The organism is Neisseria lisongii (assembly GCF_028463985.1).
GTDB lineage: Bacteria > Pseudomonadota > Gammaproteobacteria > Burkholderiales > Neisseriaceae > Neisseria > Neisseria lisongii.
This window is the reverse complement of sequence record NZ_CP116766.1, coordinates 1,818,792-1,833,588: the sequence shown is the minus strand read 5'-3', so window position 1 is coordinate 1,833,588 and position 14,797 is coordinate 1,818,792. Positions and strand designations below refer to the sequence as shown.

The 14,797-nt window shown below is 52.2% G+C and carries 12 protein-coding genes; 9 read left to right on the top strand and 3 right to left on the bottom strand.

Going from position 1 to position 14,797, the window contains the following annotated elements:
- The first annotated feature begins 62 nt into the window (after nt 1-62).
- From PJU73_RS08450 to PJU73_RS08425, 6 genes are all read left to right on the top strand, one after another.
- A complete protein-coding gene (locus PJU73_RS08450; RefSeq protein WP_237091789.1) occupies nt 63-509 on the top strand; it encodes a DUF2846 domain-containing protein in 447 nt (148 codons plus the stop codon).
- A gap of 238 nt (nt 510-747) precedes the next feature.
- A complete protein-coding gene (locus tag PJU73_RS08445; RefSeq protein ID WP_237091788.1) occupies nt 748-1,761 on the top strand; it encodes a type IV pilus twitching motility protein PilT in 1,014 nt (337 codons plus the stop codon).
- Nucleotides 1,762-2,434: 673 nt separating this feature from the next.
- Nucleotides 2,435-4,603 carry a YccS family putative transporter gene (gene yccS / locus PJU73_RS08440; RefSeq protein WP_237091787.1) on the top strand — a complete coding sequence of 723 codons (2,169 nt, stop codon included), beginning with the start codon at nt 2,435-2,437 and terminating at the stop codon, nt 4,601-4,603.
- 387 nt (nt 4,604-4,990) lie between these two features.
- Entirely contained in the window at nt 4,991-5,881 is an 891-nt protein-coding gene (locus PJU73_RS08435; protein WP_237091786.1) for an ABC transporter ATP-binding protein, read from the top strand.
- Between the two features lie 20 nt (nt 5,882-5,901).
- Nucleotides 5,902-6,393: a dihydrofolate reductase gene (locus PJU73_RS08430; RefSeq protein ID WP_237091785.1), complete on the top strand. Its 492-nt coding sequence runs from the start codon at nt 5,902-5,904 to the stop codon at nt 6,391-6,393.
- Nucleotides 6,394-7,591: 1,198 nt separating this feature from the next.
- Complete coding sequence (locus PJU73_RS08425; protein ID WP_237091784.1) at nt 7,592-8,149, top strand: outer membrane protein; 558 nt, start codon at nt 7,592-7,594, stop codon at nt 8,147-8,149.
- 420 nt (nt 8,150-8,569) lie between these two features.
- Here the strand turns inward: PJU73_RS08425 and mnmE are convergent, their stop codons facing one another.
- Nucleotides 8,570-9,928, bottom strand: a complete 1,359-nt coding sequence (mnmE, locus tag PJU73_RS08420) for a tRNA uridine-5-carboxymethylaminomethyl(34) synthesis GTPase MnmE (protein WP_237091783.1) — start codon at nt 9,926-9,928, stop codon at nt 8,570-8,572.
- Nucleotides 9,929-10,126: 198 nt separating this feature from the next.
- On the opposite strand from mnmE, the gene PJU73_RS08415 reads away from it, so the two are divergent.
- The 3 genes from PJU73_RS08415 (at nt 10,127) to PJU73_RS08405 (ending at nt 11,930) form a co-directional block, all read left to right on the top strand.
- Nucleotides 10,127-10,792, top strand: coding sequence for a CsgG/HfaB family protein (locus PJU73_RS08415; RefSeq protein WP_237091782.1), 666 nt, complete (start codon nt 10,127-10,129; stop codon nt 10,790-10,792).
- A 110-nt stretch (nt 10,793-10,902) separates the two neighbouring features.
- Complete coding sequence (locus tag PJU73_RS08410; RefSeq protein ID WP_237091781.1) at nt 10,903-11,268, top strand: DUF4810 domain-containing protein; 366 nt, start codon at nt 10,903-10,905, stop codon at nt 11,266-11,268.
- On the top strand, nt 11,265-11,930 hold the full coding sequence (locus PJU73_RS08405; RefSeq protein ID WP_237091780.1) for a DUF799 domain-containing protein: 666 nt from the start codon (nt 11,265-11,267) through the stop codon (nt 11,928-11,930). The genes PJU73_RS08410 and PJU73_RS08405 overlap by 4 nt, the downstream gene beginning before the upstream one ends.
- A gap of 87 nt (nt 11,931-12,017) precedes the next feature.
- Here the strand turns inward: PJU73_RS08405 and efeB are convergent, their stop codons facing one another.
- Nucleotides 12,018-13,280, bottom strand: a complete 1,263-nt coding sequence (gene efeB, locus PJU73_RS08400; RefSeq protein ID WP_237091779.1) for an iron uptake transporter deferrochelatase/peroxidase subunit — start codon at nt 13,278-13,280, stop codon at nt 12,018-12,020.
- A gap of 352 nt (nt 13,281-13,632) precedes the next feature.
- Nucleotides 13,633-14,796, bottom strand: a complete 1,164-nt coding sequence (efeO, locus tag PJU73_RS08395) for an iron uptake system protein EfeO (RefSeq protein ID WP_237091778.1) — start codon at nt 14,794-14,796, stop codon at nt 13,633-13,635.
- Nucleotide 14,797 lies beyond the last annotated feature (1 nt).

The window sequence follows — 14,797 nt, the reverse complement described above, 5'->3', positions numbered from 1 at the left end:
ATTGGACATTTGGAATGATTTTCTCCCAAATGTCCAATAATCCTTATTTTAAGGATTGAAAGATGAAAAAATTATTTGCAGTATTGTTTATGGCTGTTCCATTGTTTTTAACTGGTTGTGTCAGCACAACAATGGATAGCTTGGAAAATGATGCGGCCGCAAAAAAATTTGAACAGCCTAAGAACAAAATGTCCGGGATTTATATTTATCGTGATTCTATTTTTGGCTCGGCATTGAAGAAAAACTTGTATATTGATGATCATTTTATCGGTGAGTCTGCACCTAAAGTTTATTTTTATAAACAAGTAAAAGCAGGGCCGCATAAAATTTCTACCGAGTCCGAATTTAGTAATAATGATCTGAATATCAATACAGAATCAGGTAAAAACTACTTCATTCGTCAATATATTAAATTGGGCGTTTTTATTGGTGGTGCAAATTTAGAACAAGTTTCCGAAGAACAGGGGAAAAAGGCTGTTAGTGAACTAAAAAGAGCATTAGCACAATAATACAATAACGACCGCTCACAGCAGAGCGGTCAATTTTTGTGAGTTTTCTACTTCACTTCGTGGAACTAACGTACGTTCTGCGCCTAGCACAAATATCCCTGTAAATATACCGCCTGCGCCACTTCCGCTGCAACGTGTCGGTAACTGTCTGCCAAAGACATAGCCCGTTCCTTTATATTTTTCACATTCTTTAATAATATAGCAAAACCGAAAACGAAAAACAAAAAAGGAGAAATATATGGTTGAGATGAGCGAACTGCTGGCTTTGTGCGTTGAAAAACAGGCATCCGATCTGCATTTGAGCGCTGCCATGCCGCCGATGGTGCGCATTCAGGGCAAGCTCTGCCGCTTGAATTATCCGGAACTGTCGGCGGAAACGGTGGCACGCCTGCTGGATTCGGTGATGGATGAGGTGCAGCAGCGGGATTACCGACTGCATTTGGAAACCGATTTTGCGCTTGAGCTGCCCGACTGCGGGCGTTTCCGAGTTAATGCGTTTACTGCCGCCCGCGGACCTGCCGCCGTGTTCCGCCATATTCCCGATAAAATTCCCTCATTGGACGAAATCAATGCCCCTGCCGCTCTGCGGCACGCCGCTGATTATCCCGATGGTTTGGTGTTGCTGACCGGCCCGACCGGTTCGGGCAAATCTACCACACTGGCGGCGCTGATCGACCATATCAACACCCACCGTCCGGCGCATATTCTGACCATTGAAGACCCCATTGAGTTTGTCCACCGCAGCAAACAGTCGTTAATCAACCAGCGGGAGCTGCACCGCCACACCCAAAGTTTCCACCACGCCCTGCGTTCGGCGCTGCGGGAAGACCCCGATGTGATTTTAATCGGCGAAATGCGTGATGCCGAAACCATCCGGCTGGCGCTGACTGCTGCCGAAACCGGCCATTTGGTCTTCTCGACGCTACACACCGGAAGCGCCGCCAAAGCGGTGGACCGCATTATCGATGTGTTTCCCGCCGGTGAAAAGGAAGCCGTACGCACCATGCTGGCCGAATCGCTGCAGGCGGTGGTGGCGCAAACCCTGCTTCCCACCCGCCAAGGCCGCCGCATTGCCGCCCACGAAATCCTTACTGCCACGCCTGCCGTACGCCATCTGATTCGGGAACATAAAACCGCCCAACTTTACAGCGCCATGCAGACGGGTCAGGCACACGGTATGCAGACGATGGAACAGGCGCAGAATCTGCTGGTCCGACAGGGTGTGATTGCAGCACCGACGGCGGGAAAATAAGCGGAAAACTATGACAGTGCAGTGAACCACCCATCCCGCCAGCGGGACGGGGAACGGTGTGTAGCGTGCTTGCCTAAGCAGGCACGTGTTCTTTAAATTCCACATCAATGCCGTCTGAAAACGAGGGTAACGAGTTTCTGCGCAGCTAAAACCGTAGGTTTCGCCAAAACGAGCAAAGCGAGTTTCTGCGCAGCTAAAATCAGATTTTCAGACGGCTTCGACATAAAATGCACAGAACAGGTGCGTGCTTTGGCCCGCACCCTACAAGTGCCGGATTAAATGGTATGGATTATTCAGTTAATCCACTATACCCTTCCCCTAGCCCCTTCCCGCCAGCGGGACGAGAAACAGTTTGTAGGTGTCGCAACTTGTTGCTCACCAATCATTATATTAAACAATCCGGTTTTTCAGACGGCCTCTGCCGTTTGGTTTGCGCCGCTTTGACGTACAGTATCGGCCGTGAAAAACACAGGCCGTCTGAAAATTGAGCAGAGCGGGTTTCTGCGAAAAAAATCGGGTAGGATGAAACTTGCCACATTCATTTTCAGACGGCATATCCCGTTGCGCCTGTTCTGCTTCTGAGTACAATAACGGTTTCAACAGAAAACGGCATCGTTGCCGAAGTAATGTAACATCCGCCGAGACGGATATTCAAAAAACCGAAGGAATACGAATGAAAACGCCGCCTCTCAAACCGCTGCTGCTGACCGCTCTGCCGGTTTTTACCAGTGTCTTTATTGCCGCTGCGCTGGTTTGGTATGCCGATATGCCCAAGCTGGCGATGCCGTTTGTGTTGGGGATTATCGCCGGCGGTTTGGTGGATTTGGACAACCGGCTCACAGGCCGTCTGAAAAACATTGTGATTACGGTGGTGTTGTTTGCCGCTGCTTCGCTGACGGCGCAGAGTACGCTGGGAAGCGGCTGGCTGTTTATTGCAGCGATGACGGCGATGACGTTTTTCTTCACGCTGCTGGGGGCGGTCGGGCTGCGTTACCGTACGTTTGCGTTCGGTACGCTGGCGGTGGCAACTTATACGACGCTCACTTATACGCCGGAACATTTCTGGCTTACCAATCCGGTGATGATTCTGCTGGGGGCGCTGCTATATAGTGCCTGTACGCTGTTGTTCCATATTCTGCTGCCGCACCGTCCGGTGCAGGAAAGTGTGGCCAAGGCGTATTCGGCGATGGGCGATTATTTTGATGCCAAGGCGGATTTTTTCGACCCCGACGAGGCGCAGTGGCTGGACAACCGCCAGATTGATCTGGCGATGAGTAATACCGGTGTGATTGCGGCATTCAACCAGTGCCGTGCCGCCCTGTTTTACCGTTTGCGGGGCAAACACCGCCACCCGCGCACGGCGCGTATGCTGCGTTATTATTTTACGGTGCAGGATATTCACGAGCGTATCAGTTCTGCCCATGTCGATTATCGGGAACTGGCGGACAAGCTGAAAAATACGGATTTGATTTTCCGCATCCACCGCCTGATGGAAATGCAGGGACAGGCGTGCCGCAATGTGGCGGAAAGTCTGGGCGGCGGCAAGGCGTATCGTTACAGCAAGCGTTTGGGACGTGCCATGCAGGGCTGTCGGGATTCGCTGGCGGTATATGCCGCCCGCCATCGGGGACAGCCGGAAGTCCACCATCTCGAACAGTTGCTCAACAATCTGGGTAGCATCGATTACCAGTTCCGCCATTTGGAAAGCAGCGACAAGCAGGCGCAGCAGGACGGCGAGGGCGAGGTGCGGATTGCGGCGGTGGAACACGGCGGCCTGAAAAATATGTGGCGGGCGGTACGCAGCCAGCTTAATTTTGAATCTTCGGTGTTCCGCCATGCCGTGCGCCTGTCGGTGGTGGTGGCAACGGCGTGTATTATTGTGGAAGTGTTGCACCTCAACTTGGGCTACTGGATTCTGCTCACGGCGCTGTTTGTCTGCCAACCCAACTATTCTGCTACCAAAAGCCGTGTGTACCAGCGGATTGCGGGAACGGTGTTGGGCGTGGTGGTCGGCTCGTTAGTACCGTATTTCACGCCGTCGGTAGAAACCAAGCTGTGGATTGTGATTGCCTGCACCACCCTCTTTTTTATGAGCCGCTCGTATAAATACAGTTTTTCCACCTTTTTCATCACCATTCAGGCGCTGACCAGCTTCTCGCTGGCGGGCTTGGACGTGTACAGCGCCATGCCGATCCGCATTATCGACACCATTGTCGGTGCCGTATTGGCATGGGCGGCGGTCTCCTTTTTATGGCCGGACTGGCGCTACCTCACGCTCACCCGCACCGCCGCCCAAGCCGTCAGCGGCAACGGTGCATATCTTGAAGAAATCCTACACCAGCTTGAACGCAGCAACAGCGACGACTACCGCTACCGCTTTGTCCGCCGTCAGGCACATGAACGGGTTGCCGCTCTGAGCAGCACGCTGTCCGACATGAGCAGCGAGCCGCAAAAATTCGCCGCCCAACTGCAAGACGGCCTGACCCTGCTGCAACACAGCTACGCCCTGATGGGCTACATCTCCGCCCTCGGCGCATACCGCAACCAGATGGCGCAAGACTGCGGCAACCGTTTTACCGACGATTTCTACCACTGCGCCTATGCCGTAACCCGCCTGCTCAAAAACCTGCCGCAGCAGTCTGTCGGCGATTTTCAGACGGCCTATGAAGCCGTGCGCAGCGACTTGTCAGCATTAGGCAACCAAATGCCCGACAACCGCCAAAGTCACGTTTTATGGCAACAACTCAGCCTGATCGCCCGCCAGCTCGAACCCTGTTATCAGGCGCTGCACAACCCGAAACCGGAAAACGGCGAAGCGTCGGCCTATTCGGGACGCAAATAATGCCGGCCAAAAACAGGGGGCGCAGGCATTCCGTTTGAAGCGCCCCTGCCGACACGTTACAATAAGCGGCCGATGCCGTCTGAAAATCGGGGAAATCCGACTTCATACAGGTATATAGTAACTATACTTAAAATATAGTGAAATAAAGAGAATAAGACGCAGGCTGGGTCAGACCCGGCATAATGTGAAATTCACCGACCCTGTGCGTGTTCTGGCACACACGCTACACCAAACACAGTAGACAGTAGTAGTAGGGTGCATGCCGGAGCATGCACGGGTCTGTTAATATACAGTGAATTTAAAATGTGATAGAAATTCGATATATTTACGATCTCAAAATTGCCGTTATAACATTTCCAGCCATCCCACCCGACAAGAAACCCGACCATGCACGCACTCGATATCCGCCACGCCGTCAAAACCTATTCCGGCGGTTTTACCGCCCTCAACGACGTTTCCTTCACGGTCGGACAAGGCGAATTTTTCGCCCTGCTCGGCCCCAACGGCGCAGGCAAAACCACGCTGATTTCCGCCATGTCGGGCTTAAGCCGTCTGACTTCGGGCAACATCAGCGTGATGGGCTGCGATGTTGTGCGCCAAGCCCAAGCCGCACGGCGGCAATTAGGCGTTGTGCCGCAGGAACTCGTGTTTGACGCTTTTTTCACCGTCCGCGAAACCCTGCGTTTCCAATCGGGCTATTTCGGCATCCGCCGCAACGACGACTGGATAGACGAAATCATCGCCAGCCTCGGCCTCAACGACAAAGCCGACACCATCACCCGCAACCTGTCCGGCGGCATGAAACGGCGGGTGATGGTTGCGCAGGCGCTGGTACACCGCCCGCCCGTGATTGTGTTAGACGAACCCACCGCCGGGGTCGATGTCGAGCTGCGCCAAAGCCTGTGGCAATTTATCCAGAGCCTCAACCGCCAAGGCCACACCATCATTCTGACCACCCATTATCTGGAAGAAGCGCAAAACCTGTGCAACCGCATCGCCATGCTCAAACAGGGACGGCTGGTCGCCCTCGACACCACCGACAACCTGCTGCACAGCGACAGCAAAATCCAAGTATCGCTGCAACTTTCAGACGGCCTGCCGCCCGAGTTGGCACATCTGCAAATCCGCCAAAACGGCGGCGATATTCTGTTGGCAATCGATCATTACGACCAACTGACCGAAGTCTTAAACCGCCTGCGCCAAGCCGGCATTACCGTACACAAACTCTCACTGCCCGACACCGACTTGGAAGACGTATTCTTCCGCCTGACCCGCTAACCCGACCAAACGGACAAATCATGCAAAAAATCACCCTGATCGCCGCTTACGCCGCCGACCGCTGTATCGGCAAAGACAACACCATTCCTTGGTACGTCAAAGAAGATTTCGCCTTTTTCAAAGCCTACACCCTCGGCAAACCCGTGATTATGGGACGCAAAACTTGGGAATCGCTGCCGAAAAAACCGCTGCCCGAACGCCGCAACATCGTTATCAGCCGCCAAACAGACTATCGGGCGCAAGGCGCAGAATGCTGCACCTCGCTGCATGACGCATTGGCACTGTGCGGCAATGCAGCAGAAATCATCATCATGGGCGGCGCCGAAATCTACGCCCAAGCCCTGCCGCTGGCAACCGACCTGCGCCTGACCGAAATCGCCCTGACTGTGGACGGCGATGCCTTTTTCCCCGAATTTTCCGCCGACTGGAAAGAAATCAGCCGAGCAGCCCACACCGCCGCCAACGGTATCGGCTATACATTTGTCCATTACCAACGCAGCGAGGCCGTCTGAAAACCGTAGGTTTCGCCAAAACGAGCAAAGCGAGTTTCTGCGCAGCTATATAGTGGATTAACTGAATAATCCATACAATTTAATCCGGCACTTGTAGCACTTGTAGGGTGCGAGCCAAAGCACGCACCTGTTCTGTGAGTTTTATGTCGAAGCCGTCTGAAAATCTGATTTTAGCTGCGCAGAAACTCGCTTTACTCATTTTCAGACGGCATTCATGTGGAATTTAAAGAACACGTGCATGCTTAGGCAAGCACGCTACACACCGTTCCCCGTCCCGCTGGCAGGAAAGGGGATTCACTTGGGTTATAATATTTTTTTGGTTAATTCACTATAGTGAATCCACTTAATAAACCGTACGATTTTCAAACATACTCGTCATTCCGACGAAAGTCGGAATCCATCTATCAGATTCAGAAACCGTAAAGAAAAACAGTTACCTAAGCCGCCGAAATGGATTCCGACTTTCGTCGGAATGACGGGCATATTGGGTTTGATATGTACTGGAAATTTGGCTAATTCTCTATAAAACTCATGCAATGAGTTCAGCGTAGCTAAAACCAAAGGTTTCACTAAAATCGGGAAAAGAAGGCTTGCGTTGCCATACTTGAAATCGGGCGTAGGTTGGGTCTTGACCCAACATTTTTTGAAAAACCCGAAATATAAGGCTTTGTTGGATCATGCGTGCGCCTCACTACCCACAACCATGCGTCCGGTTTGCATGGAAAATCTAGTGTACCAACCATAATCCCGCCAACAGAAACATCATTCCACGCTGCTCTGTCGCTAAAAATATACATTCATGAATGTAAAGATTAGCTGCTCGGCTTTCCCCGAAAATGCCGTTTTCAGACGGCCTGTCTGCGGTTTGGTTTTAAACTGCCGACCCGAATATCATCTTCTGTTTTCAAGCAATTAAACGCAAAAATATGCGTTAAAAACCAAATTTTACGCCAGAAAAAATCAGCATCATCGGGCATCATCACAAACGTAAAGTAAATACAGCAAAGCGTAACGCTAAAGCAAAGACACTTGCAGGCCGTCTGAAATCTGCCGATACTGTTTCCAACGAAACGCAGCGGACCACCGCCTCGTTTCAGCTTAAACGACAGACACACCGCCCACGAAACGAGCGGTTGACGGTAAACAAATATTTTCGTTCACCGTCTCTGCCAAAATACTTGCTGATAGGAGCATAAACATGAAAAAAACCGCACTGACCGTTTTCTTATTGGCCGCTACTGCTGCCGCTTCTGCCGCCCCTGCTTTGAACCAGACCGGTAACTTTACCGGTGCCGGTATCGAAATCGGCGCAGGTGCCGCCAAGAGTGATGTGAAACACATCGACGGCAACGAAAAAACCAAAGCCGATGCGGCCATCCGGGGGAGCTACAACGTCCAACTGGGCAACAGCGACTGGATCAGCGGCGGCGAAGTTTCGGTAAAACCGCTGCACCGCACCGTTTCTTCCACCGCCGCAGGTGATGTGAAACAGAAAGCCGATGTCGGCGTATCCTATGTTCAAGGCTACCGCCTGACCAATGATGTGATGGCTTACGGCAAAGTCGGCTACCACTACGGCCGCTTTACCGGCGCAGGCGATAAAAACCTCAACGGCGTGGGCTACGGCGCAGGCGTGAAATACGCAGTTGCCCCGAATGTTGAAGCCGGTTTGGATTGGGAACAGACCCGCTATAAAAAATCCGACACCAAAATCAACAACAACAGCTATATGGCCACCATCGGCTACCGTTTCTAAACCGCCGATAACGGTTGAAGCATAAAGCCAAGCCGTCTGAAAAGCGTATTTTCAGACGGCTTGGCTTTGCTTTTTGGTTTACTGCGGGTGCTGATAATCCGTACGCAATCTATAGTGAATTCATTAAAAAAGAACAGGGCGTAGGTTGCGGCGTTACTCGACATGATGTGAAATTTACCGACCCCGTGCGTGCTGAGGCACGCACGCTACGCCAAACCTAGTAGTAGCGTGCATGCCAGAGCATGCACAGGTCTGTTAATATCATAGTGAATTTAGAATGTGCTGGAAATTTGGTCAATTTACTATATATGGTAAATGAACTGAATTTCCAGCACACATTATAAATTCACTCAGCCCGTTATCAGCTTGCGCAAGTCCGCTAAAAAATACTCGATTTTCTGTCTTCAAACCCCAAAAAAACTATTTCCCAATACAGAATCTCGAAAAAATCACCCCCAGCAAATCATCGGCGGTGAATTCGCCGGTGATTTCGCTGCACGCTGTTTGCGCCAGCCGCAGGTGTTCTGCCAGCAGCTCGATTTGTCCGTTGCCGCACAGGGCGGCGTTGGCGAGTTCGGCTTCGGCGGTGTTCAGGGCGTTGAGGTGGCGGCTGCGGGCGAGAAACAGGCTTTCGCTTTCGCCCTGCCAGCCGATTTCCTGCAACAGTGCCTGTTTGAGCCATTCCAAACCGTCGCCGGTTTTGGCGGATAGTCTCATCACGGTTTCTGCGCCGCTGAGGCCGTCTGAAACCATGCCGGCGGTTTCGCCGGTCAAGTCGGCTTTATTGTGGATTTCGATTTTTTTCAGACTTTCGGGCAAAGTGTCCAAAATCGCCTGCGTGGTGGCGTTGATGCCTTCCCATGGGTCAATCAGAATCAGGGCGACATCGGCTTCCTGCACGGCTTTTCGGCTGCGTTGGATACCGATTTGTTCGACCACATCGTCGGTTTCCCGCAGGCCGGCGGTGTCGATAATATGCACCGGCACGCCGTCGAGCGTAATCTGTTCGCGCACGGTATCGCGGGTGGTGCCGGCAATGTCGGTTACAATCGCCACATCGTCGCCCGCCAAGGCGTTGAGCAGGCTGGATTTGCCGACGTTGGGTGCGCCGACCAGCACCACGTTCATGCCTTCACGCAAAATTGCGCCCTGTTCGGCACTCGCCAATACGGTTTTCAGACGGCCTTGCAAGGCCTGCAGCTTGCCCCGTGCATCGGCGGCTTCGAGAAAATCGATGTCTTCTTCGGGAAAATCCAAAGTCGCTTCCACCAGCATACGCAGGGTAATCAAATCGTCCACCAAGGCATGAATGTGCTGCGAAAATGCGCCTTTGAGCGAACGCAGTGCCATGCGGGCGGCGGATTTGCTCGAAGCGTCAATCAAATCCGCCACGCTCTCGGCTTGCGCCAAATCCAGTTTGTTGTTGAGAAACGCCCGTTTGGTAAACTCGCCCGGCTCGGCCATTTTGGCACCCAGTTCCAAACAGCGCTGCAACAGCATTTCCATCACCACCGGCCCGCCATGCCCCTGCAGCTCTACCACATCTTCGCCGGTAAAACTGGCGGGAGCGGCAAAATACAGCAGCAGCCCGTTATCAATCGGCTGCCCCGCCGCATCGAGAAAATCGGTATAAACCGCCCGCCTCGGCTGCGGCGTTTTCCCGCCGCTGATCGCCTGCGCCAGCGGCAACAGATTTTTGCCCGACAGCCGGACAACCCCGACCCCGCCCCGTCCGGGTGCGGTGGCAATGGCGGCAATGGTGGGAAAAGGTGCTGACATGATGATGTTTCCAATAAAGAGAGAAATGCGGGCATTATAGCAAATGCCGTCTGAAAACGAATGAAATGAGTTTTCAGACGGCATGGTTCTATTTATTGACATCCTTTTCTTTCAAGAAAGAGTTGATTTTTATTAACGTTTATATTAGATTGGCTATCATTTGGCACTCTGAAACCATTAACCCGAGGAGCATTGCAAATGTATCAAAAAATTTGTCTGGCAGCCGCCGTTGCCGTCTTGGCTGCCGGTTGCGCCACCGAGTCATCCCGCAGCATTCCTGTGGAAAAAACCGCTGCTTACAATACTCAGTATCAAGGTGTCCGCATTCCGGTTTCCGTCGGCAACTTCGACAACCGTTCAAGTTTCCAAAAAGGAATTTTCTCCGACAGTGAAGACCGCTTGGGCAGTCAGGCAAAAACCATTTTGGTGACCCATCTGCAACAGACCAACCGTTTCAACGTTCTCAACCGCACCCAGTTAAGCGCTTTGAAACAGGAATCAAATATCAGCGGTAAAGCCCAAGCTCTGAAAGGTGCTGATTATGTGATTACCGGTGATGTAACCGAATTCGGCCGCAAAGATGTGGGCGACCATCAACTGTTCGGTATTTTAGGACGGGGAAAATCACAGATTGCTTACGCTAAAGTGGCTTTGAACGTCGTTAATGTACGGACTTCTGAAATCGTCTACTCCACTCAAGGTGCAGGTGAATACTCACTGTCCAACCGTGAAATTATCGGCTTTGGCGGCACTGCCGGCTATGATGCCACATTAAACGGTAAAGTTTTGGATTTGGCTGTACGCGAAGCCGTCAACAATCTGGTTACCGGTATCGAACACGGTGCTTGGAATCCGGCACGCTAATCTGCCGACACGCCGGATATGGGTGTGTATGAACAATATGGCTAAGAAAAATATTCCCGCCATATTATTTGCGTAAAACATATCCGGCAGCACAACAAAGGGTAAGTATCATGAAGAAACTGTTTTTAACCGGACTGGCTTCCGGCAGTTTGTTGCTTTTGACCGCCTGCGGCACGCAACAGCCGACTACGCTTTATTACTGGGGCAACAATAATGCCGATGTTTACCAACGATTAAAAAGCGATGGTAAACCGTTGGGCGAGCAGATTAACAATATGGAAAAATATTTCCAAGAAGCCGCTAAAAAACAACAAAGTCCGGCACCGGGCGCTCATGCTCATTTGGGATTACTGCTGAACGATGCGGGACAAACCCGGCAGGCTCAATCCGAATTTGAAGCGGAAAAAGCCCAATTCCCTGAATCATCTGCATTTATGGATTTTCTGCTGAAAAAATACAAAGGAGCAAATAAATGATTTCATGGAAGTCCCTGATTCCTGCCGCCGCCCTGTTTTTGGCAGCCTGCGCTTCGACACCGCAACAACCCTACGATTACACAGCCTTTAAAGAAAGCAGCCCGAAATCCATTTTGGTACTGCCCCCGCTGAACGAATCGCCCGACATCAACGCCACTGCGGGCATGTTGGCATCCGCAACCCGACCTTTGGCAGAATCAGGCTATTACGTGTTTCCGGTTGCCGTAGTCAACGAAACCTTCAAACAAAACGGATTGACCCAGCCTGCCGATATTCATCAGGTTAAATTGGACAAACTACACCAAATTTTCGGTGCAGATGCCGTTTTATATATCACAGTCAAGCAATACGGTACCAGCTACCAAGTGATTCAAAGCGATACACGGGTCAGCGCCGAAGCCACTTTGATAGACAGCAAAACCGGTAAAACCTTATGGACGGGTTCTGCCAGTGCTTCCAGCATAGAAAACCAAAACAGCGGACAAAGCGGTCTTCTAGGCATGTTGGTCAGCGCACTGATCGACCAAATCGCCAGCTCGGTAACAGACAAAGGATTCGACATAGCTCAAGTTACCGGTTCCCGATTGCTGGGGGCAGACATGCCGCGCGGCATTTTATTCGGCCCTCGGTCGCCGCATTACCAAACCCAACCCGGCAAATAAGCCCTGCTGACTTGTCCAAAAAATCAAGCCGTCTGAAAATCTGATTTTCAGACGGCTTGATTTTTGTATTACACGGGCGGGCGGTATTTATCCGATCAGCCCCTGCCCCAAAAAGCTGCCTTGTTCCACGCCCGGTAAGACGAAGAAATAGCCGCCGCCGAACGGTGAGATATATTCTTCGAGCGGTTCGCCGTTGAGCAGGTTTTGGACGAAGATAAAGCCGTCGGCAAGGTTGGCCTGATAGCAAATGAAAATCAGGCCGACATCGAGTTGTCCGGCTTTGGAGAGTCCTCTCGAGTAGTTGAATGCCCGGCGGAACAGCAGGTGTTTTTTCATAAATTCGGGGTCGCGCGGGTTGGCGAGCCGCATATGGCTGTCGGTGGGGACGGTGTTGCCTGCGGGGTCTTTGGTGTAGTCGGCGACATCGCTTTCTTTTTTGCCGTCAAGCGGTGCGCCGCTGTATTTTTCCCGGCCGAAAATGGCGTTTTGTTCCTGCAGTGGGGTTCGGTCCCAAAATTCGACGAAATGGCGGATCAGGCGTACTGCCTGATAGCTGCCGTTTTTTGCCCATTCGGGCTCGTCCAGGCTGTTGGCGGCCACGCCTGTCCACAATACTTGGTCGGCGGTTTTGGGGTCGGCAACGTTGGGGTTGCCCGAGCCGTCTCTAAAACCGAGCAGGTTGCGGGCGGCCAGTGCGCCGGTTTCGCTTTTGGGTAGGAAGCCGTCTATGCTCCAGCGGATAATGGCGGTTTGGGCGGTGTGTTTGAGAATGTCGCGCAGGGCGGCCTGACAGGTTTCGGGGGAAAAGGCGCAGATTTGAATGCTGAGGTCGCCGTCGCACCAGTCTTTTTGCAGTTTGTCGTTGGGAAAGTCCCGCATTTCCTGCAGGTGTTTCGGTTTTTTGTCTGCCAAGCCGAAGCGTTGGTCAAACAGGCTGCTGCCGACACCGACGGTAATGGTCAGGCCGTCGGGGAGAAAGGTTTTGCCGAGCAGGCCGCTGCCGGCGGGCGGTAATTTGTCGTTGCCGTCTGTGTATTCGCCGCCTTGGGTGAGAAATTCGATGCGGGCGGTGAGGGTGCGCAGCAGGTTTTCCAACTGTTTGACGTTGTCGCCGATGATGTCGAAGGCGCACATGATGCCGAACAATTGATGCGGCGTGGTGATGCCTGCCTGATGGCTGCCGTAGCAGGGGTAGCTTTGTTCGGAATGGCGGTTGCACTCGGTTTCGCTGCTGCCGCTGCTTTTTTTGCCGTCTGAAAAACAACCGCCGACCAGTCCTGCGGCACCAAGGGCGGCAGCGGCTTTGAGCAGGTTGCGTTTTCCGGGTTGGGCGGGTTGGTTTTGGCTCATGGGGATTCCTTATTGATTTTTTGGGGCAATCTCGGCGGGTTGGCTTTATTCGGTATGGTTCAACTTCTGAAAACAAGCGGATATATCGTGAATTCACTTTAGTTAAAACACCGAATTTTCCATACAAAATCAGGCGTAGGTTATGGTTAGCGAGGAACGAGCGTAACCCGACAAAATCTTATGTTTCAAGGCGTTTTAAATCATGTTGGGTCTCGACCCAAGCTACGCACTGTTTAAAAACCGTATGAATGATTCAGTGTATTTACTATCAATGTCGGCTGTTTCTATAAAAATCCGATTTTCAGACGGCCTGCCGGGCGATGGCTGCCGGAGGCCGTCTGAAAAACGGTTTTTAATTCAAGCCCAAAGTGCCGCGCAGTTGGCTCAAGTCTTCCGCCAAGGCGTTAATCGGTGCCTGCAGGGCTTTGCGGTCGGCTTCGGTCAGCTTGTCGTAAGTGGCGAAACCGTCTGCGGTTTTGTATTTCGCCAATACGTCATTGACTTGTTTGAAGTTGCCGTCCACTTTGTCCAACAGGCCTTGGTTTTTCTCGGCGATTTGGCTGCGGAAGAGTTCGACGATTTTTTGTGCGCCGTCGATATTGGCTTGGAAATCGCTCAAATCGGTGTGGCTGTAGCGGTCTTCTTCGCCGCTGATTTTGCTGCCGGCCACTTCTTCAATCAGTTCGGCGGCACCGCCGACAACTTTGCTCGGCGGGAAGTTGAGGGCATCGATTTCTTTTTGCAGCGCTTCTACGTCTTGCTGCAGTTTGTCGGCAACGGTTTTCACGGCATCAATGTTGTTCTCGACCCATAATGCGTATTCGATACGGTGGAAACCGGTGAAGGCGGCATCTTTCGGGCCGTCTTTGAAATCGTCTTCGCGGGCATCAATCGCCGGATCGAGTTCGTTGAACAGTTCGGCAATCGGCTCGATGCGTTCGTAATGGTAGCGGGTGGCGGCAAACAGGGCTTTGGCCTGTTCGGCATTACCGGCTTTCACGGCATCGGTGAAGGCTTTGGTTTTGGCAACCAATTCTTTAACTTCGCCCTGAACATAGGCTTTATAGGCGGCGAGCGGTTGGGCGAGTTTTTCCAAATCGGCTTCGTTGGCGGTGTCTTTAAAACCGCTGTCGGTAACAATCAGTTTGCCGCGCGGGTTGGTCAGCAGGCCGCAGGTCATTTCATATTCGCCGGGCAACAGGGTAACGGTCATTTTGTCGGCAAGATTCGGGGCAATGTTTTCCCGTTCGTCCACCACCATCACGCCTTTAAGAATTTCCCATTCCAGCTTGCGGCCGCTGTTGTTTTTGATGTTGAACACGGTCTGGCCGCTCGGCACGGTCAGTTCCATCGGTTCGCAGGCGTTGTCATTGACGGCGATATTCACCGAGCCGTCTTCATTTACCGCCGCTGCGCCGGCCGCAGGAGCGGCGGTTTTTTCGGCTTCGGGCGGCTGACAGGCGCTTAAACCAAACGCCAGCAAAACAGATAAAGCAACCGTATTGAACTGTTTCATA

Bases quoted from the DNA above. Each gene is read 5' to 3' on its own strand.
- PJU73_RS08450 (WP_237091789.1), top strand. From the start codon at position 63: ATGAAAAAATTATTTGCAGTATTGTTTATGGCTGTTCCATTGTTTTTA.
- PJU73_RS08445 (WP_237091788.1), top strand. From the start codon at position 748: ATGGTTGAGATGAGCGAACTGCTGGCTTTGTGCGTTGAAAAACAGGCA.
- yccS (WP_237091787.1), top strand. From the start codon at position 2,435: ATGAAAACGCCGCCTCTCAAACCGCTGCTGCTGACCGCTCTGCCGGTT.
- PJU73_RS08435 (WP_237091786.1), top strand. From the start codon at position 4,991: ATGCACGCACTCGATATCCGCCACGCCGTCAAAACCTATTCCGGCGGT.
- PJU73_RS08430 (WP_237091785.1), top strand. From the start codon at position 5,902: ATGCAAAAAATCACCCTGATCGCCGCTTACGCCGCCGACCGCTGTATC.
- PJU73_RS08425 (WP_237091784.1), top strand. From the start codon at position 7,592: ATGAAAAAAACCGCACTGACCGTTTTCTTATTGGCCGCTACTGCTGCC.
- mnmE (WP_237091783.1), bottom strand. From the start codon at position 9,928: ATGTCAGCACCTTTTCCCACCATTGCCGCCATTGCCACCGCACCCGGA.
- PJU73_RS08415 (WP_237091782.1), top strand. From the start codon at position 10,127: ATGTATCAAAAAATTTGTCTGGCAGCCGCCGTTGCCGTCTTGGCTGCC.
- PJU73_RS08410 (WP_237091781.1), top strand. From the start codon at position 10,903: ATGAAGAAACTGTTTTTAACCGGACTGGCTTCCGGCAGTTTGTTGCTT.
- PJU73_RS08405 (WP_237091780.1), top strand. From the start codon at position 11,265: ATGATTTCATGGAAGTCCCTGATTCCTGCCGCCGCCCTGTTTTTGGCA.
- efeB (WP_237091779.1), bottom strand. From the start codon at position 13,280: ATGAGCCAAAACCAACCCGCCCAACCCGGAAAACGCAACCTGCTCAAA.
- efeO (WP_237091778.1), bottom strand. From the start codon at position 14,796: ATGAAACAGTTCAATACGGTTGCTTTATCTGTTTTGCTGGCGTTTGGT.